General features: G+C 46.7%; 17 protein-coding genes. All 17 read right to left on the minus strand.

What is annotated here, in order from left to right; all coding sequences use genetic code 11:
- Positions 1 to 54: 54 nt before the first annotated feature.
- Positions 55 to 1,416 carry a DUF1329 domain-containing protein gene (locus IEW88_RS12375; RefSeq protein ID WP_053423499.1) on the minus strand — a complete coding sequence of 454 codons (1,362 nt, stop codon included), beginning with the start codon at positions 1,414 to 1,416 and terminating at the stop codon, positions 55 to 57.
- A 20-nt stretch (positions 1,417 to 1,436) separates the two neighbouring features.
- On the minus strand, positions 1,437 to 3,581 hold the full coding sequence (locus IEW88_RS12380; RefSeq protein ID WP_147904229.1) for a DUF1302 domain-containing protein: 2,145 nt from the start codon (positions 3,579 to 3,581) through the stop codon (positions 1,437 to 1,439).
- Positions 3,582 to 3,884: 303 nt separating this feature from the next.
- Positions 3,885 to 4,106 (minus strand): DUF2835 family protein, encoded by a 222-nt coding sequence (locus IEW88_RS12385; RefSeq protein WP_147904230.1) that lies wholly within the window; start codon positions 4,104 to 4,106, stop codon positions 3,885 to 3,887.
- A complete protein-coding gene (gene pepN, locus IEW88_RS12390) occupies positions 4,106 to 6,688 on the minus strand; it encodes an aminopeptidase N (protein WP_147904231.1) in 2,583 nt (860 codons plus the stop codon). Before pepN ends, IEW88_RS12385 begins: the two co-directional genes overlap by 1 nt.
- A gap of 61 nt (positions 6,689 to 6,749) precedes the next feature.
- Positions 6,750 to 8,240, minus strand: a complete 1,491-nt coding sequence (gene nhaC / locus IEW88_RS12395; RefSeq protein WP_147904232.1) for a Na+/H+ antiporter NhaC — start codon at positions 8,238 to 8,240, stop codon at positions 6,750 to 6,752.
- Positions 8,241 to 8,347: 107 nt separating this feature from the next.
- On the minus strand, positions 8,348 to 10,369 hold the full coding sequence (gene prc, locus IEW88_RS12400) for a carboxy terminal-processing peptidase (RefSeq protein WP_053423494.1): 2,022 nt from the start codon (positions 10,367 to 10,369) through the stop codon (positions 8,348 to 8,350).
- 16 nt (positions 10,370 to 10,385) lie between these two features.
- Positions 10,386 to 11,108, minus strand: a complete 723-nt coding sequence (proQ, locus tag IEW88_RS12405) for an RNA chaperone ProQ (RefSeq protein ID WP_053423493.1) — start codon at positions 11,106 to 11,108, stop codon at positions 10,386 to 10,388.
- A gap of 6 nt (positions 11,109 to 11,114) precedes the next feature.
- Entirely contained in the window at positions 11,115 to 11,423 is a 309-nt protein-coding gene (locus tag IEW88_RS12410; RefSeq protein WP_053423492.1) for a hypothetical protein, read from the minus strand.
- Positions 11,420 to 11,893 (minus strand): free L-methionine (R)-S-oxide reductase MsrC, encoded by a 474-nt coding sequence (gene msrC / locus IEW88_RS12415; protein WP_053423491.1) that lies wholly within the window; start codon positions 11,891 to 11,893, stop codon positions 11,420 to 11,422. Before msrC ends, IEW88_RS12410 begins: the two co-directional genes overlap by 4 nt.
- A 107-nt stretch (positions 11,894 to 12,000) precedes the next feature.
- Positions 12,001 to 12,681 carry an SIMPL domain-containing protein gene (locus IEW88_RS12420; protein ID WP_147904233.1) on the minus strand — a complete coding sequence of 227 codons (681 nt, stop codon included), beginning with the start codon at positions 12,679 to 12,681 and terminating at the stop codon, positions 12,001 to 12,003.
- A gap of 66 nt (positions 12,682 to 12,747) precedes the next feature.
- Positions 12,748 to 14,574 (minus strand): M1 family metallopeptidase, encoded by a 1,827-nt coding sequence (locus tag IEW88_RS12425; protein ID WP_147904234.1) that lies wholly within the window; start codon positions 14,572 to 14,574, stop codon positions 12,748 to 12,750.
- Positions 14,575 to 14,588: 14 nt separating this feature from the next.
- The gene (locus IEW88_RS12430; protein ID WP_147904235.1) at positions 14,589 to 16,415 is read right to left on the minus strand and encodes a protein kinase domain-containing protein; all 1,827 of its coding nucleotides are present in this window, start codon (positions 16,413 to 16,415) and stop codon (positions 14,589 to 14,591) included.
- Positions 16,416 to 16,688: 273 nt separating this feature from the next.
- Entirely contained in the window at positions 16,689 to 18,257 is a 1,569-nt protein-coding gene (locus tag IEW88_RS12435) for a dihydrolipoyllysine-residue acetyltransferase (protein WP_147904236.1), read from the minus strand.
- A gap of 10 nt (positions 18,258 to 18,267) precedes the next feature.
- Positions 18,268 to 19,245 (minus strand): alpha-ketoacid dehydrogenase subunit beta, encoded by a 978-nt coding sequence (locus IEW88_RS12440; RefSeq protein WP_147904237.1) that lies wholly within the window; start codon positions 19,243 to 19,245, stop codon positions 18,268 to 18,270.
- Positions 19,245 to 20,429 (minus strand): thiamine pyrophosphate-dependent dehydrogenase E1 component subunit alpha, encoded by a 1,185-nt coding sequence (locus IEW88_RS12445; protein ID WP_147904238.1) that lies wholly within the window; start codon positions 20,427 to 20,429, stop codon positions 19,245 to 19,247. The genes IEW88_RS12440 and IEW88_RS12445 overlap by 1 nt, the downstream gene beginning before the upstream one ends.
- Before the next feature lie 415 nt (positions 20,430 to 20,844).
- Positions 20,845 to 21,897, minus strand: a complete 1,053-nt coding sequence (gene astE / locus IEW88_RS12450) for a succinylglutamate desuccinylase (RefSeq protein ID WP_147904239.1) — start codon at positions 21,895 to 21,897, stop codon at positions 20,845 to 20,847.
- A 116-nt stretch (positions 21,898 to 22,013) separates the two neighbouring features.
- Complete coding sequence (locus tag IEW88_RS12455; RefSeq protein ID WP_147904240.1) at positions 22,014 to 23,294, minus strand: endonuclease; 1,281 nt, start codon at positions 23,292 to 23,294, stop codon at positions 22,014 to 22,016.
- Positions 23,295 to 23,300 lie beyond the last annotated feature (6 nt).

Raw genomic sequence — 23,300 nt, forward strand, 5'->3', positions numbered from 1 at the left:
TTTAAAAACAAAAACGGTTGGCATCAAGCCAACCGTTTATTAGATGTCTACAGCTTAACGGGTACCTTCACGGCGTAAAGCCGCAGGTGTAAAGTCGTTGTCTGTTAACGGCACAGAGAAGTCATACATTTTGTCTTCGTTGTCTAAACCGATCGCAATATAACGACGGGTATTCAGATCGTGGAAAACTTCCAGCGTACTCCAGTGTGTTGGTACTTCGTAGTAGTTCAGACCGTGAGCTACAGCAACACGATATAACTCGCCTCTGTTGTCATACAGGTCAGCTACATGAATTTGCCAGCTATCTTCATCAATAAAGAACACACGCTTGCCATAGACATGGCTGGTACCGCTTTTCAGATTGGCTTCTACCACCCAGACGCGGTGTTTTTCCCAGCGTACATAGTCAGGATTAATGTGCCCTGGTTTGATCAGATCAGCATATTTCACATCTTTGCTATGTAATTTATAACTGTTGTAAGGGATAAACAGCTCTTGCTTACCCACTAACTTCCAGTCATAACGGTTTGGTGAACCGTTAAACATATCAAAGTCATCTGTAGTACGCAGACCATCAGAGGCTGTACCCGGAGCATCATAAGCGACGTTAGGCGCACGACGTACACGACGTTGACCTGTATTGTAAGTCCACGCCTGACGAGGTGTTTTCACCTGATCCATGGTTTCATGCACTAACAGCGCAGTACCGGCCAGACGAGCTGGAGTGGTGACAGCCTGCTTAAAACGGAACAGAATGTTTTCTTTTTGTAACGCATCCACAGTGGCATCAGGCGCTGAATATTTGAACATAATTTGTTCATCAAAGCCGATAGTCACATAATCGCCTGACGCTGTAGGTGCAACCTGGCCACCGTTGCGGCTGGCCGCTACACCACGAAAGCGTAAGGTGTGGTTCCAAATGGCTTCCAGACCGTTCGAAGGAATTGGAAACGGGATACCAATGGCTGCATTGACAATACCGTTACCGCCTTCAACCAGCTCAGCACTTCCTGCAATTTTCTTTGTCGCATCATAGACATACTGTGGGTAAGACGCAGTACGACGAGTCTGATACACATTCATTTTGTAGCTGTCCGGATAAGCTTCAAACAGCTTGATCTGACCAGGACTTAGCATATTTTTGTATTGCGCCAGATTGGACTTATCAATAGTAAATAGTACTTTATCGCCAGCAAACGGATCAGGGTGGTGATCACCTGGCTTGTAACCAGCTGGAGCAGACTGGATACCACCTTCCCACGCTGGAATACTACCATCGGCATTACCGGCTTTTTCCGCGCCGAGCGGCGTCAAATCAGCACCCAAACGGGCAACCTGATCCGGGGTTAACTTCGCAATAGCACCACAGCTAACAACTAGCGCAATAGTGGATGCAATCAGGGTGAGTTTTTTCATAATGGTTCTCGCCTCGTCCCTTAAATAGAGTATTTAATGTTAAAAGATACAAAATCACGGTCAGCTGTATTGTTGGTTGTGCCTACACCACCCCAAAAGGCGTTATAAGAAAACTCAGAAGACCAGCGGTTCAGATAATCAAAAGCCACAGTGTAACCTACAGACTTTTTGTCCTTAGAGAACATAAACAATGGATCTGGTGTAATACCGTTCACGTCATGTGAAAACACCACACGATGCGACATATTGATACCAGCGAACACGTCGTTGAAATCTGCTTTTGCTAATAAACGGTAACCCCAGGCTGATGCGGTCGGGAATGGGTTGGTTTCAGCACCATTGGATAAGGCTGTATGTACACCGTCTTTATTCACCAATGGGCCATTGTTGATCGTGCCCAACAAAGGACCACCGCTACGATCTGTATTAGGACCATTTAGACGTAATACAGATTGATCTGGCATATCATTAATTTTGATACCACCCACTTCAGCTAACATAGAAAAGTTATCTGCAATCCACATTGGGCCAAACAAGTGAGTCACAGTGATCTGAGCTTGCGTAGTGTCAGACAGAATATAACCCTGAGCAAATTGGCCCGGACCAACTTTAAGACCGTCGTAACGACCAATCTGACTGATCCCTTCCAATTCAGGACGTAAACCAGCAATAGCTAACTGCTCTGGCATACCGGCATACAGAATTTCCACATCATCAATTTGCAGTGGTTCGTCCTGACGGTAAGACAATTCACCCGCAACAGAGGTACCCTCTACAGTGGTGTTGAAGCTAAAACCATAAAGCTTAATATCTTCCGGATACTGAATTAAACCTTTGGAGAACACATCCAGCTCATTGATGTTTTCTTTATTGATATTTCCCTGGTTTGCAGCCAGGTAAGCCAAAGACTGGATCACTCCCAGAGGCTGACCATTGGCATCCACACCTAGACGAAAATCAGAGGCGATACCCGAAATCAGCGGAGTACGGCTATGGTAATTCATGTGGTACACCGCAAATTCAGTGTCGTTCAGTTCAGGAGAAAAATACTCCAGCTTGATACCATACTGACCACCGTCTTCTGGCTCAATTTCACCTGCAGCACCTTGAGGTCTTAAGGTGACTTTAGTGGAATACGCCAGCATAGCATTCACAGCAGCTGCGCGTTGTGCAGCAGTTGACGCCGGATTAGTCAGGGCAGCCAATAAAGCTGGGGCATTTTGCGACAGTAGGTTCATTTCAGACACTAAGAAATCCAGATCAATGTCCGGGTTACCGGCAAAACCTAATTGAATATTCTGGTTGTATCCACCTTCGCCAGCAAAATCATTGGTAGAAAAATAAGAACCTGGCACTGGTAGATAGCTATTTTTCCAATCGTACTGATAAAACACTTCAGCCGTTAAGTTCTCAGTAACGCCTAAAGAGGCCCAAGCCATACCTACCGGAATATATGCTTCTTTTAATTCAGCACCAGGACTACGGGCTACACCGACATCGATTGGCGTAATATTGATACCGTGCTGGATAAAAGTGCTTTCACCCCAGCTTAGTACCTGATTACCTACCCGGATAGACAGAGGGTTAGCGCCATCGTTTAAAGCGAAGTTGCCATAGACATAAGCATCCAGTACACGGATATCACGACAGGCTAGTTCCTTCGCTTCGTCGTCAGCACAAGGGTCAACTCTGTTTTTGGACAAAGGATTGGTGTAAGCCACCTCATGGTCCATTAAGGCTGAATCATAGAAATAAGTGAAGCGACCAAAAAAGCCGATGTCATCTTTGGCGATAGATAATTCGTGCGTACCACGGAAAACTTCCGAGAATACATCACCTTGGTCGTAATTCAGGTTGCCTGCATCACCGTTGCTGGAATAAGCACCTGGCTGAGACCAAATCTGAGAACCTGTATAAATTGGATTGGTAAAGGCGCTGTAATTAGTCCAGTCAAAACGCGGATGGTTGACCTTACTGATGGTATCCCAGTCACGGTCTTCCGCCCGCCAACTGGCACCGTAGGAGAACGTAGAGTCAAACACTACTTCTACGTCATCAAAATTAAAAGTAGCGGCCTGAGCACTGGTGGCCGACAAGGCCAATAGTGCAGAAGCAACACCCAGAGCTAAAGTACTTCTGACGAAGGCACCTGGCTTAGTATTCATTCGTTATCTCCCCCCCTGTCCCTGCAGGTATTTTGTTATTTTTTATTTTGAGCCAACCAACTGCTCGGAGGTCAGCTTGTATCGAAGAAATCATTACATCATTTTGATCGGGGCGCAAGGCTTGCGATCAGTCAAATCTGTTGATTTTTATTCAGTTTTTTCCCTTTCTCCCTGTGGAATGCTCCTGCTGATACCTGTTCCGGTTTGACCAGTTGAATGAAGATCACCTAACTAAATGAAAATAATAGCTAAAGTAGGAGAATTTGCTTGTTTTGTTTTAAGTTGCCGTTTTAAGTAATAACTCTAATTTATTTTCTCTAAAGTCTGGAACTTACCCTGATCGGTCAAGGTTAATACAAAGCGTGCATTGACTCCGGCATGGCTAATGTAAGGCCGAAAATGACGCAGAGGCAATTGCACTGTCTGGCCATTTTCAGCCTGTACCACCACATCGGTATACAGGCCCTGATAAAAAGCCAGACATTGCTCTACATCAAGCACCAGTCTGAATTTATACTGCCGCATCAGCTTAAACTCTTGCTCACTTTTTCATACAAATCATTGCTCAGCTCTTTGCTCAGCATAGTCTGTAACACAGCTTTTAACTGCTGTTGACGAACAGGTTGATAGCGTTTCCATGACAATAAAGGTGTCACTAAACGGGATGCAACCTGAGGATTAATTGCATCCATTTTCAACACTACATCAGCCAATACCTGATAACCTCTGCCGTCTTCTGCATGGAACATCGCCGGATTTTGCTGATAAAAAGCACCAAACACAGCTCGTACCCGATTCGGATTTTGCCAACTGAATTGTGGGTGGGCAGTCAACTGCTCCAAAGTCACAAAAACAGAAGATGTAGGATAAGAGGCACTGAGGTTAAACCATTTATCCAAAACTAATACATCATCACGCCAGCGCTGCTCAAAATCATGCATCAGTGAGGCAAATAATGGGTGAGCTGCGCTTCGACAAGCACGCAAGACAGCTAACTGATCGGTCATATTGTCGCTATGCTGGTATTGCTGGGTTAATAAATCGTCTTTGCCGGCAATAAAGGCCAGGTAATGTAGACAGACCGATCGTAAAGCGCGCTTGGCAACCTGTTGCTCTTGATACTGATAGGCTTCAATACGCAATGACTGATAACAGTTATGCCACTGATCCGCTAATTCTTCCGCCAGTTGTTGCACGAAGCTCTGTAATACCCATACTAACTCCTGTACTGGTATCTCCTCGAACTGCTCTGCCACCATGTCATAAGCTGGTACTGTCAATAACTCAGCGGTAAAAGCTAAATCATCCAGGGGCTGAATTAATAGCTGTCGATAAAACTCAAGTAAGGCAGCCGGTAACTGATAGGTTGTCCCCACGTCTTTAGCTTCGATAGCAGCTTTCACCTGACTTTGCCACAACTGCTGTATCGCATCCCAGCGCGCCACACCATCTTTCGCATCGCGGGCTATTTGCAACAGCTCATCCATACTGTACTGGTACTGTAATTTCACTGGCGCCGAAAAATCAGCTAAAAGCACAGGTACTGGTTTTTGGCTGACCGCAAAACTAAACTCCTGCTGAGCTTCCGTCATTTCGAGCAGATAAGACTGACTTATTCCATCACAAAGCAACTCAACCCGCACAGGTAGCAACAGAGGCTGTTTTTCCTCCTGATCGGCAGTGGCCGGAGTGTGCTGTTGCATCAGCAGTTTAAATTCACGTTTTTTCGCATCAAACTGGCTGTAGATTTTTAACTCTGGTGTGCCAGATTGTTGATACCAGCGCCTGAACAGGCTTAAATCACGGCCATTGGCATCCTGCATTGCATTGACAAAGTCATCACAGGTCACGGCTTGACCATCATAGCGTTTAAAGTACAAATCCATACCTTTTCTAAAACCGTCCTGTCCCAGTAAGGTATGCAACATACGAATAACCTCAGCACCTTTGTCATAGACTGTGACGGTATAAAAATTATTCATTTCCAGTACTTGTTGTGGTCGGATCGGATGCGCCATAGGACCGGCATCTTCAGCAAACTGCGCGGTACGAATGGTTTTCACCGCATCGATACGGTTTAAAGTCGCTGATCCCATATCAGCGCTGAATTGCTGATCGCGAAATACCGTCAAGCCTTCTTTTAAACTCAGCTGAAACCAGTCGCGACAAGTGACTCTGTTGCCTGTCCAGTTGTGGAAGTACTCGTGACCAATAATAGATTCGATATTAAAAAAGTCAGTGTCTGTGGCTGAGGCCTGATCGGCCAGTACGTATTTGCTGTTAAAGACATTTAAGCCTTTATTTTCCATCGCGCCCATATTAAAAAAGTCGACAGCCACCACCATGTAAATATCCAGGTCATACTCCAGACCAAAGGTCTGTTCGTCCCACAACATGGCGCGTTTTAACGACTCCAACGCAAACTGTGCCCGGTCTTTATTGCCTTTATCAACATAAAACTCCAGCGCCACCTCACGGCCAGAGCTTGTGGTATAACTCCCTCTTAAACAATCAAAGTCCCCTGCCACCAAGGCAAATAAATAGCTTGGTTTTGGAAATGGATCGACCCAGGTGACATGACGACGGCCATCCGCCAGCACTGTGGAACTGACCAGATTGCCGTTACTTAACAGCGCAGGATAAGCCTTATCGTCGGCGATAATATGAGTGGTAAAACGGGCCAATACATCGGGTCTGTCGAGGTAGTAACTGATTCGGCGAAAACCTTCAGCTTCGCACTGAGTGCAATAAGCGCCATTGGACAGATACAAACCTTCCAGCGCTGTATTGGCTTTTGGATTGAGTTCAATCTTAAGCTCAAGTTGTGCTTTGGCTGGTATACCAGGCAAGATCAGTTGCTCAGGCGTGACCTGATAGGCATCTGCATGCAATAACTGGCCATCCACAGAAACAGCTAATAACTTCAGCTCTTGTCCATCCAGAATTAGCGTACCTGCTTTGTCACTTATTGATGCCACCTGATAAACGGCGGTCAGCACCGTCGCTTCCGGATTTAATTCGAAACTAAGCTCCACGTCGGTAATAGTAAATTCTGGGGCTTTGTAGTCACTTAGTTTTTTTGCCTGACGGTTCGATATCTGACTCATCACAAAATTCTCTTTTAATATCTGAAAACAACAAGGCCAGTTAACAACTGGCCTTTTTTTATTATTTACCCTGAACGGCCGCTGTGATTGGCGTGTCCGGTGGTGTTAGTTTTAATACTTTGATGCCCATGTAGGCATAAATTACCGCCAGTACCGGGTTAATCAAATTAAAAAACGCATACATCGCATAATCCAGCGGATTGACATTGAGCACCCCATGCATATAAGCACCACAGGTATTCCATGGGATCAGCGGACTGGTGATAGTGCCGCCGTCTTCTAAAGTGCGGGATAAATTCACCGGAGCTAAACCACGACGTTCGTATTCTTCTTTAAACATCCGACCCGGCATCACTATCGACATATACTGATCTGCAGTCAAAATATTAGTCGCGATACAAGTGGCGATAGTGCTGGTAATTAACGAACCAGTGCTATGGGCTTTATGCAAAATAGCTTCGACAAATTTACGCAATAAACCTATATGCTCCAGCACAGCACCAAACATCATGGCAGAAAAAATTAACCAGCAGGTGTTGAGCATTTTTACCATACCACCACCGTTTAGCAGTTTATCTAATTCTGCATTTTGAGTTTCAATGACAAAACCACCATGCAAGGTAGTCCATACCACTTTTAAGGTGGCAAGCACGCCGTTTAGCTGCGGATCAGCCATTTTAGCAACCAGTTCCGGCTGGAATAACACAGCCCAAATGCCGCCTAACAAAGCACCGATAAATACAGTAGGAAATGCCGGAACTTTTTTAACGGCCATAGCCATCAACACCAATAAAGGCACTAACATCAGAGGACTGATAGAAAAGTGCTGCTGTAAGGCGTCGCTGATTGCCCGGATTTGAGAATCGTCCGCCGCAGCATCGGCGTTAAATCCCATCACAGCAAAAATAATAAGCGCCATCACCAAACTTGGGATAGTAGTCCAGGTCATATGCCGGATGTGATCGAATAAATTTGAGCCAGCAACAGCAGGAGCAAGATTCGTTGTTTCACTGACAGGTGACATTTTATCACCAAAATAGGCACCAGAGACTATAGCCCCAGCCGTAACAGCCGGAGACATCCCAAGCCCGGAAGCCACACCAATCAGCGCGACACCTATAGTGGCGGCCGTGGTCCAGCTACTACCAATACTGAGAGCAACCACAGCGCAAAGCAAACAGCTGGCCGCATAAAACCAGGACGGATCCAATAGCTGCAGACCGTAATAAATCAATGAAGGCACAGTGCCAGCCAGTAACCAGGTACCTATTAAAGCTCCCACCGAAAAAAGTATCAGCAACGCCCCCAAGGACAACGAAATACCTTTGACCATCGCCTGCTCTATCTCAGCCCAGCCATAGCCATTTTTTAACCCTATCACCACGCCAACAAAGGCTGCCACAAATAACGCAATTTGGTTGGCACCATAAGATGAATCGCTACCATATAAAAACACGGAGAGACTCAATAAAAATACCAGTACAACAAGCGGAATGCTGGCATCCAAAAAGCTAGGTGCCTTGATCTGGCGCGGTGTGGTTTGTAGTTCCATGGAATTGTTCTCTTCTCGATTGGTTAACACCAATTCTGTTGTTATAAAAAGGGGTCAGAGCCAATGACCGCTTGTGCGATTCATTGGCTCTGACCCCTTGGCTTCGTTTATTCTGCGCGTTTTGCCAGATGCCCCAGACTTAACATATCTGCTGTGATCTGAGCCGTCTCTTCAAGCAACGGATCCAATTTTTCTAACACTTCAGGTAAGTCATCCAGGTTTTTCACCGCTGGCAACTTCAATCGTGCTAAACGCTCGTTGACTCGTTTTAAATCACGGGCAGTATTTTCATCTTTTTTCTTCAGGCGTTCCTGCTCATTTAATGAAATGGTTTTTTCATCTTTTTCTTTATTGTACAGAGCGATATCATCCATCAGATACTTGTATTCAGTTTCTTTACTAAAACGTTCCTGATGTTTTTTCTGTAGCACAGGCAGAGCTTTTTTAATCTCGTCTGATGCAGTGTACTGCGCCGCTGGAATACTATCCCAAGGCAGAGCATTTTCTTCTTTACTCTCACCCCACTCACCCGGTTCTATCGGCGAAGGGAACAAAATATCAGGGATCACCCCTTTATGCTGAGTACTGCCACCATCGATACGGTAGAACTTGGCAATAGTAAACTGCACTGAGCCCAATGATTCTTCGAACATGTCATAGACGCGGCCTAAACCTCGGTGCTGCTGCACTGTGCCTTTACCAAAGGTATGCTCACCTACAATTAAGGCCCGGCCGTAGTCTTGCATCGCAGCAGCGAATATCTCAGAGGCTGAGGCACTATAACGATCTACCATCACAGTCAGTGGACCATCATAAAACACACTACCGTCCTGATCCTGACTAATGCCAATACGATTACCCGCTTCACGGATCTGTACTACAGGGCCTTTATCAATAAATAAACCTGTTAAAGACACAGCTTCAGGTAGTGAACCACCACCGTTGCCACGTAAGTCAACGATAATTCCGTCGACATTCTGTTGTTTTAAGCTGGCAATTTCTTTTTTTACATCTTCTGTCAGGTTGTTGTAAAAACTTGGAATATTAATCACGCCAATTTTTTTACCCAGCGGACTAAGTTTAGGCTCCAGTACCTCGGCTTTGGCAGCCCGGTCCTCTAGACGGATTTTATCCCGCACTATAGAAATCTGAGTTGGCACGCCTTTGGACGCATCGCCACCTACCAATACCTGCAGACGCACAGTCGAGCCTTTTGGACCTTTGATCAGGTCAACGACATCATCTAAACGCCAGCCGACTACATCAACAAATTCCTCATCCCCCTGTGCGACACCAATAATCTTGTCTTTGGGTTTGATCTTTTTGGTCATATCCGCAGGGCCACCGGGCACCAGACTCATGATGACGGTAAAATCATCATCACTCTGCAGCACTGCGCCAATGCCTTCCAGGGACAGGTTCATTTCCTGCTGGAAACGTTCAGCGTTGCGAGGCGACAAATAAGACGTATGAGCTTCAATACTGCGGGCATAAGAATTCATCACGATTTGGAAAACGTCTTCACTCTCAGTTTGTAATAAACGTTTTTTCGCGTTTTCGTAGCGTTTTTTCAGCAGTTTAGTGGTTTCTTCTGCTGTTTTACCCGCCAGTTTCAGATTCAGCGCATCAAATTTCACTTTCTGGCGCCACAGCTCATTTAACTGCGCAACATCAGCCGCCCATGGCGCGTCTTCGCGTTCAAATTCGTAGCTGTCTTGTTTAGTAAAATCAAAAGGTTTATCCAGCAAGCTAATAGCATAATCGTAACGTTCTAATCGGCGTGTCATGCTCAAGTTGAACATTTGATAAGCAAAGTCAAACTGACCTTTCGCCAAACCATTATCAAATTCGTTGCGGTACTGCTCAAAGCTGTCGACGTCTGATTTCAACAAAACATTACGGAAAAAATCCAGACTTTTTAAATAGCGGTCAAAAACTTTTGACGACAACTCGTCGTCAATACGCAAGCCTAAATAGTGCTCCCGGGTAAAGAAATTGGTAATTCGTTTACTGGCCGTTGCATGTTGCGGTTCCTGCGCCAGATTGGGCACAGGAGAAATAAGCGGCGCAGCTATCACACCACTGCCGATCACCAGAAAAAATGCCGCTAAGCTGGAAATTTTTTTCATTGAACACTCATCTCTGTTAAGCCTGGAACAGCTTATCCCCTTGGGTTTTGATCACCATACCTGAGGCAAGCTGCACCACAACATCATTTTTAACTACTTCAAGTACAGTTGCAGGCACAGGTTTTAACCCTACTTTTAACTGCACCACACTGCCAACTTTTAATGTGGCTGTATTTAACGCAATAAGTTCAACCGCTTGCTCTTGCACTACTTTTTCTGTGGTTTGAGGCTTAGAGTTCAGTTTGGCTGCTTTTGCGGCGACTGAGGCCTTATTTGTTGGAGACTTTTTGTAAGCAGCTTTGTCAGAAGGTGCCGCTTTAGCTTGATCTTTTTGCTGTTCTTTATGCTTAGCTCGTTCTGCCGCCGCTTTGGCTTTGCGCACTTCAGCTGCTTTGGCTTTGCTTTGCTCTAACGTTTCAGCCGCATGCGCAGCTTGTTGTTCATCAATCAGATCACCGGCCTGACCATCCAGGTCAACACGGGCGACACCCACTTTGACACCTGCCAGATAACGCCAACTGGATGTGTATAGACGCAACGCATGACGAATTTGGGTTTTGCTAATGCCATCTTCTTCAGACAACCGCTGTGCTAAGTCCTGAAAAATACCGATTTTCAGAGGTTTAGCTTCACCGCTTTGGCTAAAACACAGTGGAAACTTCTCGCTAAGTTCGGCGAGGATTTGTTTCACATCTTTGCCTGCAGGTTGAGCTTGGATTTGTTCAGTTGGGGTTGTCATGCAAAATTACTCTTCTTCATCAGCGGCATCGTCTAAAGTAATGCCTTCTTCTAATTGGTTATTAACGTAGCAGATAGCCCAATCGACCAGTTCATCTTCATCTGCTTCTAACAAAACTAAACTACCTCGTAGCTCGTTCCAAATCGCGATAAGTAAATGGTCTATTTCATCTGCTGAAAGATCATCCGGCAAACGGCGCCAGACGGCGTGGTAAATGGCGTTGATCCGATCGGCGACGATCTCTTCTTCACCTTCCCAGTCGCCCACATCGGCGACCTGGAATAAATAGTCCTGAATATTGACTAAATCTTTCATAAAGTCCGTGCCAAATGCTGTTCAAATAACTGAACCAGCCCGGCTAAACCTTGTTGATCGTCTACATCAAAACGAGCCAGACTTGGGCTATCAATATCCAGTACAGCAATGATCTTGCCATTATGACGCACAGGTAAAACAATTTCTGAGTTACTGGCGGCATCGCAGGCAATATGGCCCGGAAACTCATGGACATCTTTGACCAACTGGATTTCTCCAGTGGCTACTGCTGTACCGCAGACACCTTTGCCTACAGGAATACGCACACAAGCCACTTTGCCCTGAAAAGGTCCTAAAACCAAAACGTCATCTCTTAAAATATAAAAGCCTGACCAATTCAGATCAGGCATTTCATTAAAGAGCAACGCACTGAGGTTTGCCATATTGGCAATCAGGTCTGTTTCGTCTTCGATCAGAGACAGAGCTTGCTGTTGCAGCAGCTGATAAAATTCTGATTTTTGCTCACGCATGAAATATAGGTTCTACCATAACTACGAAGGTCCCTACATTACTTGTTTTGTCGCGAAATTTAAACCTCTGCCACAAAAAGATTTAGCCACTTTTGTTCAATAAATCATCAATAACTGTTCATTTCAAACTCAACCGACACTTCTGCTCTGATATCGGTCTGACCAAAGCTGACTTCAGCGCCATCGGCCATAGCACGAGCCATCTTCATCACAGGAGCCGGCGCGTACCCTTGTTCATTGATTTTTTGGGCAGAACCCAGTTTTAAACCGTTCGCTTTTGCTAACAAAGCAGCCTTGGTTTTGGCATGTTCAAACGCCTGTTGCAGCGCTTTTTGATACAGTTCATCGGACTCACTGACTAAAAATTCAGCCTGATTCATTTGAGTTACCCCTAAATCAGCCGCTTGTTGTAGCACTGTGCTGTACAGGGACAAATCATTTAATGACACAGTGATGTCACGACTGACCAGATAGCGCTGGGGCAACTTGCGCTCTGGATCATGCTGATAATCCGGTTGAATACGCAAAGGCGCATTGTTCAGTTGCTCTTCCTTCACCCCCAGCTTACGCAGAGCTTTGGTTAACGCAGCTACTTGCTCATCCACCTTTTGTTTGGCATCCGTAACTTTCTCAGAAGTCTGCTGAATTTGCATGCTCAAACGCACTGCATCTGGTTTGGCTTGCATCACAGCAGAGCCGGATACAGTGACAGTTTTAACTGCGGCCGTATCGGCTAAAGCAACAAAACTCAGACTACAAACCAACAAGGCGACTACTTTTGCTTTCATTTTTTAATCCTTTTATAAACAGATATCACGGAGTGTACGCCTCTTGGCTGAACGGCTACTTAAAAACTAATTAAACTTCAGTACCTTATCAACAGCAGACTGAGTTAGAGGATGATAGCCGGCCCGGGCTTGCTGATAAACAGCTTTGGCCCAGCCCAGAGTTTCCGGGCTTTGACTTAACTGCTGATACAAAGGCACCACAAACTTACGCCGTCCTACCCTGACCAAAAACTGCTGCAGCGCTGGTTGAGCTTGTGTGTAATTTTTTGCCAGCGCCACTTTAAACCAGGCTGCAGCCACTTCCGCATTCTGACTTTGGCTTAAACCAAAGCCCTGATCCAGCTGTTGTAACTGGGCAATATCGACAGTAGCAGCCAATTGGCCGATAAAATGTAACCAATGGTGAATAGTCCAGCTGTTTGTCTGTAAATCAGTCAACTTGCCGCTTTTTTGCCATAACGCCCTTTGTTGGTCTACCTGTGCAAAGGCGTCAGATACCGGCGCTACAAAAGTGCTGGCTAATGCCGGTTGATACAGCCATTCCAGTATTTCGCCCATAGATACAATGTCCGGATCGTTCAGCAAAGTCTTACGCAGATAGCGCAGGAACTTTTCCGTATCCATAGTTTGAAAGGCAAAGGTCTGAAAATAGTTTTTTAAAAAAGGATCAAAAGCAGCGCGCCCCACTCTTTGCTCTAAAAACTGAAGGAATAACATGCCTTTGACATAAGGCACCTGAGTAAAAGCATCGTCTGGGTCTCGTCCTGTGTAGTCGGTGACTAATAAAGTATCTTTTGGGTCAAGCTGGTCCAGATCGTTTTCCAAATCCTGGACCGACAGCTGACGCTCCAACAAAGCACGTTCAGGCCCGTACACCTGCTCCATAATGCGGTTCTCTACATAGTTGGTAAACCCCTCATTCAGCCACAGTTCGTGCCAGCTTGCATTGGTGACTAAATTGCCTGACCAGGAATGCGCCAGCTCATGCGCTATGAGACTAACCAGGCTTTTGTCCCCTGCAATCACCGTGGGCGTAATAAAAGATAAACGTGGATTTTCCATACCACCAAAAGGAAAACTGGCCGGTAAAATCAGTAAGTCATAACGACCCCAGGGATAGTCGCCATACAGCGAGCTTGCGACCTGCATCATCTGCTCTGTATCAGAAAACTCAGCGACTGCTTTATCCAGCCAGACTTTTTCGGCGTAAACCCCTGTACGCTCTGACATGGCTTTAAATTCTAAGTCCCCTATCGCCAGCGCTATCAGATAAGCCGGAATAGCCTGCGGCATACGGAAAAAATAATCGCCGTCTTTGTCGGTATTGGCACTGTTATCCGCACCCATCACGGCCAGTAATTCTTTGGGCGTATGAATACGGGCCTGATAATTCAGCCGCACCGCTGGCGTGTCTTGCAACGGGATCCAACTGCGGGCATGAATAGACTGCGACTGACTGTACATAAACGGCTGCTGCTTTTCGCTGGTTTGCTCTTTAGTCAGCCACTGCAAACCTGAGGCTTGTGGGCTGGTATGGTAATAAATCCGCACCTTAGGAAATTGCTCTGGAAATTCAATCCGTAGCGCCTGGCCATGAGTGGATGACTTATCCCCAAAGCTGTGGCTCAGCTTCACCCACTTGCCATTAGCTGATTGCCCCATGACGTTTTCAATACTCAGGTCGCGACTATCTAAAATCAGCTCGCGCACATCAGGATGATGCCAGTCCAGTTGCAGCTCAACAAAACCTGAGAGTTGCTGTTTATCAAAATCAGCTGTTAAATCTAAGCTAAGTTGCGGATGACTCACCAAAGCAAAGTTGCTGAAACTATGAGGATCAGCAGCCTGAACTTTAGCCGCCAGGATAAACAACAACAGCACAACAACACGCATTTTATTCTCCGAAACTAATTCTTACGGTAATTCATAGGATTGGCAGGATAATAACAAAGTTCCTGCTGACTCTGGTGACTGAAATGTCGGGTATCTTTGTGTGGAAGTTTCATAAAACCACCAACCCCTTCACCACTGATTAAAGGTACTTTTGAGAGAATACTTTGCAGCAAAGCCGCAAACTGCGCTTCAGCAGCAGGTTCAAGCAAACGGTAATAGTTGTGTATTTTCATATACAAAGGCGTGACTTCAAAAATAATGCAACCCGTATGGCGGATTAAATTCAGTGCAGCCAAATCATCCATAATACCGTCTGGCAATACCAGTTGCTCATCAGGGTCTTTGCCATCTTCAAAATAACTATGCTGGGCGCTGCGATCGTCCAGCTGGCTCTGGCCCAGCTCGTATTTAAGCGTCGTGCCTGCTGGCACGACAAAAGGCTGGTCTGTGCTGTCGCGCGCTATATGGATGGTCTGACGGGCATCAAATAAACAGGCTTTGAAAATACCGACTTTGGCGATAGAGCGCGCCAGTTGCACCACGTTATTCACCGCCACTGCAAAAGCCTTGTACAGACTTTCGTCAAACAAATTCAGGCTGGAGTCGATATACACCCCGGAGCTTTGCCAATGAATAGCAATACCACCAACCACAGGATAACGGCCTAAACGGCTGACGGCTGCGACAAAAGCTTTTTCAGTCTCGCCCATGCCCTCCAGGTAGTTTTTGTAATAACGCTCCAGCTGCACATCGTCTATGTACTGGATGCCTTCTTCGTCACTATGTTCACGCAAAAAGGATTTGCGCGATGAATAAACCACAGTATCCAGCTCCTGCGCTTTATCGCTGATCCAGACCGGTAATACCGGCTCTGTGCTTAACAGCGGCAAGTCTGGTGTTACCAGATGATGTAGTCGCGGCATGGCTTTTAAGAAATAATCACCGGCTTGTTGGCGTAACAGCAGGTCATCCGCCAGCATGCTGTCGAGCATAGTGGCAAATTCCATTGGCAAGCCCAAACTTCGTGCTGGGATCGCTTTACGGCCAAAACGACAGGACTGGCCGGATGCCAGTGCATACAAGGTACTGGCGACGCCTTGTTCATCAAAGCGTGGGCTGGATAAAGCACCGCCGCGCTGCTCTGGGCCAATAAAATAGACATCTCCTAGTCGGGCATTCGATGTTTGCAAGTCTGCTGACATCAGCTGCATTACGTTATTGCCAATGTAATGACCATCGCTGTCAAGCTGTGCGAACACCGATGACCCCCAATCCACCAGGCTGATTTGATTGGTGCTTTCGTCGTAAACAATATTCGAAGGCTTAATATCGCCATGCACTATAGGTGCGCTTTCGCCGTCTTTTTTATGTTGCCGTAAAGCCTGCAATAAGCTGGCGAGCTGAGTGGCAATATCCAGCAATAAACGAACCGGCAGCCGCCCCTGTTTCAGGCTGTAGTGTTCCAGATCCACACCTTTGGCGCGGCCCATCATTAAAATGCCCTGCTTTTTTACCAACTGATAAGTAAAAAACGGCGGCACATTTGGATGAGCGGCCTGTGACAACATATAGCCTTCGTCGGCTAATCGTTCCTGAATATGAGGCGGTAAATTAATGCGGGAGAATTTAAACACCACATCCTGCTGCTTTTGATCAAGGCCGGCAAAAACAAAACCATAAGCGCCCTTGCCCACCAGCTCAATTTGTCGGTAACCCAGTTTCTCCAACTCAGAGATACAAAGCGCCACCCAGTCTTTGAGCTTTTTAGCATCGTTGGCGTTGAGCAGGTAAACCGACTGCTCTTCGGGGATATAGAAGTTACGAAGCTGATGTTTATCCATATATTTACCCTTCGTACTTGAAACTGTAGCTTTGTTGCCTGCGTGCTCTCGCCCCAATCACATAGTGATCTATGTTCATGGGGACTCAATTACTTGTCGCCTCGCTGCAGCTCCAATTACTTTGGGTAAACCCGCTGAACCCGAATGGTACTTGAAACTGCAGCTTTGTTGCCTGCGTGCTTTCGCCCTTTAAAAACAAAACCCGGAGGATCTTCTGATCATCCGGGTTTTGTAGCAAAGAACGAAGCCAATGACCAGTGCTTCGTCAATGGATTAGACCATCGACAGCAACATGGATGACGGTTGTTCCAGATAGCTTTTCCACAAGTTGGTGAAACGGGCTATGGTGCCGCCGTCTATCACGCGGTGATCGCCAGACCAGCTGATTTGCATCAGAGAGCGGCCTTCCACTTCACCTTTGGCGTTAAAACGTGGCAATAACTGAGTTTTACCCAGCGCTACTATCGCCACTTCTGGCTTATTGATAATAGGAGTGGCCACAGTGCCACCAATGGCGCCGATGTTGGAGATGGTGATAGTGCCGCCTTTGAGCTCCACCGGACTGACACGACCTTCACGGGCGGCGTCAGTCAGCCTGGTCAGCTCTTGAGCAATTTGTACGATCGACTTGTTCTGACAACCTTTGATATTGGGCACCAGTAAACCCACTTTTGAGTCGACCGCTATACCAATATTGTGGTCATCAAAATAAGTCAGCTCTGTGCAGTCGCTATTGACCTGGCTGTTCATAATAGGGAACTGCTTCATAGCCAGCGACATGGCTTTCATAAAAAATGGCATCAAGGTGAGCTTAATACCCTGTTTAGCGTATTGATCTTTCAGTTGGCTGCGAAGTGCAATCAGCTCTGTTAAATCAATTTCTTCACAGTAGGTAAAATGCGGAATGGTCGAGACCGAATCCTGCATCTGACGCGCCATCGCTGCTTTAATGCCTTTGATAGGCTCAACACGGCTGCCACCAGTACTGGTCACAACAGCCGCGGTCGCAGCGGCTTTAACCGGAGCTGCAACCGCTTTGGCCGCAGCAGAAGCAGTACCACCATTGGCATAAGCTTTGACATCGTCTTTATAAACCCGGCCCTTTTCGCCAGAACCTGGTACTAAAGATAAATCAATGCTTAATTCACGGGCTAAACGACGCACGGCTGGGCTGGCTAAAGCTTTGCCATTGCCAGCAGGAGCCACCGTTGAAGCCGCAGCAACAGAGGCTGCTTTCGCAGCACAAACCGGGGCAGCAACTGGCGCTGCAACAACAGCCGCAGCAGAAGTCGAAGTACCAGCTATTTCCTGCTGAAACAGCGGGCTATGTACTTTGGCAATTTCACCTTTGGCGTAATACAGCTTCACCACTTTACCGGCGTATTTAGCCGGAATTTGCACTAAAGCTTTGTCGGTCATTACATCGCAGACGGGCTGGTCTTCGGCCAATACATCACCTTCTTTGATCAGCCACTCGACAATTTCACACTCAACAATACCTTCGCCTATATCAGGCAGAATAAAGTCTTCCAGCTGTTTGCCTGTGGTCAAAGCGGCTGGAGTTTGAACTGGAGCAGATGAAGCTGCAACAGCAGGCGCAGCGCCTTCTGTGTCCATTTCAAACAAAGGCGCATGCACTTTGGCGATATCGCCTTTGGCGTAATAGAGCTTAGTCACCACACCGTCGTACACAGCAGGGATTTGCACTAAAGCTTTGTCAGTCATCACATCACAAACCGGCTGATCTTCAGTGATACGATCACCTTCTTTCACCAGCCATTCCACGATTTCACACTCAACTATGCCTTCGCCAATATCCGGCAGAATAAAATCTTTTTTCATCTGGCTATCCTTAGAAGTTCACCGAGCGTTTTATCGCTTCGTAAGTTTTCAGATGATCGGGCACATATTCTTTTTCCAGTGCCAGCGGGTACGGAATATCTAAACCACAAACCCGTTCAATCGGGCTCTCCAGATGCAGGAAGCATTTTTTCTGAATGGTTGATGCAATCTCAGCGGCAAAACCACCGGTCAATGGCGCTTCATGGTTAATCACTAAACGGCCGGTTTTCATTACCGATTGTGCCACAGTGTCGACATCCCAGGGCTGAATGCTGCGAAGATCAATCACTTCACAGGAAATGCCTTCAGCTTGTGCCATATCCACAGCTTTTTGGATAATTTCCATCTGTGCGCCCCAGGCTAACACAGTCACGTCTTTGCCCTGTTGCAGCACTTCGGCTTTGCCTAATGGAATTTCGTAATAGTCTTCCGACACTTCGCCGACTGAGGCGCGGTACAGTTTCTTAGGTTCGAAGAAAATCACCGGATCCGGGCAGTTAATGGCTGCTAATAACAAGCCTTTGGCCTGAGATGGATCGCGTGGAACCACAATTTTCAAACCTGGCGTATGAGCAAAATAAGCTTCAGGCGACTGACTGTGGTAATGACCACCGGCAATACCACCACCGTATGGCGTGCGGAATACTAAACCACCGACATTAAACTCATTGCCTGAGCGGTAACGGAACTTAGCAGTTTCATTCACAATCTGATCAAAGGCTGGGAAGATGTAATCAGCAAACTGAATTTCAGCCACAGGTTTCATGCCCTGAGCCGCCATACCGTTAGCAAAACCCGCGATACCTTGCTCAGTTAAAGGCGTGTTGAAACAACGGGCTTTGCCGTATTTTTCCTGCAACTTGCTGGTCGCGCGGAATACACCACCAAAGTGACCGACGTCTTCACCAAAACAAACCACACCATCGTCTTTGGCCATGGCTAAATCTAAGGCGTTGTTGATCGCCTGCAACATATTCATCTTAGCCATTATTCAAATCTCCCCGCCGTCACCGGATAAGCTTCCGGGTACTTTCTGATATGTGCTTTTAGTTCTTCTAATTGTTCGTTCAACAGTGGAATTGGCGTTTCGTACACATCACTCATCAGATGCTCGATACCAGGCTTGGCCACTTTTTCAGCCACTTTTAATGCATCCAGAATTTCCTGACGCAGCGCATCAGATTTCGCTTTATCGGCTTCTTCGTCCAGCCAGCCTTGTTTCACCAACCATAAACGGAAACGGGAAATCGGGTCGTTTTTACGCCACAGCTCTTCTTCTTCTTTCGAGCGATAACCGCTTGGGTCATCAGAGGAAGAATGCGCGCCCAAACGGTAAGCGATAGATTCAATTAAAATCGGCTCTTCGTGCTCCAGCGCATAGTCACGCGCCATTTGGGTGGCTTTGTACACGGCCAGAATATCAGCACCGTCGACACGAATAGCTTTGATGCCATAACCCACACCACGACACGCAATACCATCGCCTTTAAACTGTTCGTTGGCTGGGGTTGAAATGGCATAGCCGTTGTTACGGCAGAAGAAAATAACCGGCGCTTTATGCACAGCTGCCATATTTAAACCAGCGTGGAAGTCACCTTCTGAGGCGGCACCTTCACCAAAATAACAAATGGTGGTGTTTTTCAGTCCGCGTAACTTTTGCGCATACGCATAACCACTGGCCTGAGGAATTTGTGTACCCAGTGGTGAGGAAATGGTCATGTAATAAATGTCTTTGCTGCCGTAATGCACTGGCATCTGGCGGCCTTTGCCTAAATCTTTTTCGTTGGAAAACAGCTGATTCATAAACTGTTCCAGACTAAAACCACGATAACGTAAGGCGCCTTGCTCACGGTACTGCGCCATAATCATGTCTTTATCATCCAGCGCAGCAGCGCTGCCAACAGTGGCGGCTTCTTCGCCTAAACACTGCATGTAAAAACTGATACGGCCCTGGCGCTGAGCGGCCAGCATACGCTCGTCCAGTATGCGAATAAACTGCATGCTGTCGTACATTTTAAGGGCTGTGGCTTTATCAAGCTCTGGAGCTTCAGCTCCTGGGTACAAAGAGCCGTCATCCTGCAGGATACGCAGCGTAGGAATTTGTAACGCGTGACCGCTGGTAAACTCAGCTGTGTGCACTGTAGAGATGGTTGCGTTATTGGGGTTAGTCATAGGTGTCTCTTTTGGTTGTATCCGTCAGACTGTGGCAAAGGATTATACCCGTCGTATTTGAAGCTACAGCGTTGTTGACTGCGCCATTTCGCCCCAGTCACATAGGTTTACTATGCTCCTAGGGACTCAATGCCTTGTCGCCTAGCTGCAACATCAAGATACTTGGGTATAGACGCGTGGTGGCTTGGTGACCACTCTTGGTAACTGAATTGCGTTTCCCCGTTTGCCCTGACCATTATTTTTTGTTTTACGTGTTTTAATCAGTATGGCTATTTTCTTCTATTTTTCGGCCGCAACTTTACCTTTACGTAAACTGCATTGCAACCAGAGGCACAAATAAAAACAGCTGGTCCATGCACTAAAGCAGGGCCAGCTGTCAGATATTTTGTACTCTGCTATGCCATGAACCTAAGGCTTAACTCACTTTTCCAGCTACAGAAACAGGTTTTACCATCAGCATGGCGCGCTGACCAATGGCCACTTTAGGATTAGGGAAAATAATAGCTTCACCTTCCACTTCTACCTTGTATTCCACACCTTCATCACTGGCCAGCACAGTACCGACATCAAAGGTGGTGAAGTTTTCAATACTGTCGGCAAAATGCAGTGCAAAGGCTTCGGTAGTTTTGTTGATCGCACGACGTACTTCATAGAGGTTAAAGTCGGCTTCGTTAAACTCCTTTGTGTTCAGCTCGCTGCCTGAAATCAAAGCTCTTAAAGCAGTAGCGGCTTCAGCAAAACGACTCATATCGTTTTGACCAAAAGGCCGTGCCTTACCCAGTTCGATGGTAAAGCCATGCGCCTTGCAGCTTTGGGCGGCAAAATAACTGAAGGTACTGGCCGGAGCTTGCATCAAAAGTACCGTATTGGCACCACAAGCATTGAGGAACTCAAACTGTTGTTTACTCCAGTTTTGGCCATGTAAAAATGGATAAACGGCAAACTTCTCAAAACGTGAGCCACGAATAGCGGTATGCAAATCATATAGTTTACGTTCACGTAAACCTTGCGGAGCCTCTTCATAAAACTTCACCACATAGCCTTCTAGCTTTTTCGCCCGCTCACGCTCCGCACTCTGTATGCCCGGCTCTTTGCTGTGATGACCAGAGAATAATCGGTTTAAATTATCCTGAATCTCCCGTACTCCCGCATTCATCGCCGCTGGGTTACCAAATAAAAACAGCACCCGCTCTGTCAGCAATAGTTTGCCAGCCAATACGTCGTTTAACAGTGTGGAACAAAGCTCGATAGGTGCAGTTTCATTACCATGCACGCCGCTGCTGAGTACTATGTCCTGCTGGCCACACTGCTTGGGCTGACAATAGAGCACCCCTGTATCCCAGATTTGGATTTGTGTGCCGTTTTGAAGTGAATAGCGAACAAAAGGTAAAAAATCGGGATGGGCTAAGGTGAGTTTTAAAAAGTCAGGGTTTTGCTGCAGTTGCTGCAACAGAGTTTCAGGCTTCATAGATGCTCCATAGACTAGCGCTTAAACGCTTTTTTAAGTTGGCTCATTCTAGCTCGGCCTCTGACACACTCCAAGCTGCTTTTGCTTGCAAAAGCAGCTTGGTGCAACTCTACCCGTTAAAGACCACAACTTGCGCCATAAATCGATTGAGCCCATTGTGGGTTATCAATAAAGGGATTGCGGTTTTGTTGCCATTCGTAAATACGGTTGTTGCGACGACTTTCAAAACTATCGACCGGATCCTGGATATGCCATTGCAGCAATACACAAAGTTTTCCCATCTCTGGCGCTGAACTGCCAGTTGGAGCAAAATTGCGTAATATCAGGTCTGGCGTACTGGTTTCATCGCCGCCTTCGTAGCGCACATCCATATAAAACATCATACGGGCCACGTCACCTTTGACGGCATTACGGGGCTCAAAGCTGTCGCTGTCGGTTTTATTTTCCGGTGCTTCAGTCAAAGCTGTGCCGCCCAGATCAAAGTCTTTATTGCCCCGGCTGGAATTAATAGACACATCGGCAGGTCGCAAATGATGGATATCGGTATAGGCATATTGGCTTTCACTGGGAAAACCATGGCTTTTCGCCCAGACATGCTCCCGATTCCAGGCATCCAAAGAATTGGTCTGGCCGGCGCGGAAGGTTTTGGCTTCGGAGCGGCCTGCATAAAGCAGAATCACGTTATTGGTATTATTGGGGTCTTCATCTGTATAGGAAAGCGCATCCCACACCTGACTATAAGTTAAGCGTACGTGACCCCGTAAAATGCTGTTGAGCGCAGCTTTGAGCTCGCTACCGGATTTGCCAACTGCGGCTGCGTAATAGGTGGGCAAGTTAACAACAGGTGGAGTGCCACCTCCGGTATCACCACCGCCACTGCAGGTTGCAGTAAATACGCCGGTGCCAGGGTTGCCATAATTGGCAGACACCACCCAATCTGAGGCCAGATTATTGTCTGTGGTTTTATTGCGGCTAATGGATTTATCCACAGCATTAATGGACCAGCCGGACAAGCCATTTTCCCAGCCGACTGCATCCACTTCCGTGCTGCCATTTTTTAATTTGACGTAATCGCCACTGTTACCAAACGCCAGAGTTAAACCAGCTAGCTCTGGTGTTTTGCCATACAGGCTTTGCATGGCTGCACTGTTTTTTGCCACCAGAAAATAGCTGCGTGGCGCTACAGTGCCAGACAAATTAAAGCTGCCGCCGTTATCCTGCAGGCTATAGCCTTGCAGATTAATGGCTGTACAGCTGTTGTTATAAAGTTCGACAAACTCTTCAGTGCTGTCATTGTTTGGAGCGTCGTACAACACTTCAGTGATCAGCAGATTGGCAAAGCTGGCACTGCTGTATAACGCTGCAGCGAGCAATGATAAGGTTGTGATCTGTTTCATTATAAA

It is taken from the genome of Rheinheimera tangshanensis, assembly GCF_014645135.1.
Taxonomy (GTDB): Bacteria; Pseudomonadota; Gammaproteobacteria; order Enterobacterales; family Alteromonadaceae; genus Pararheinheimera; species Pararheinheimera tangshanensis.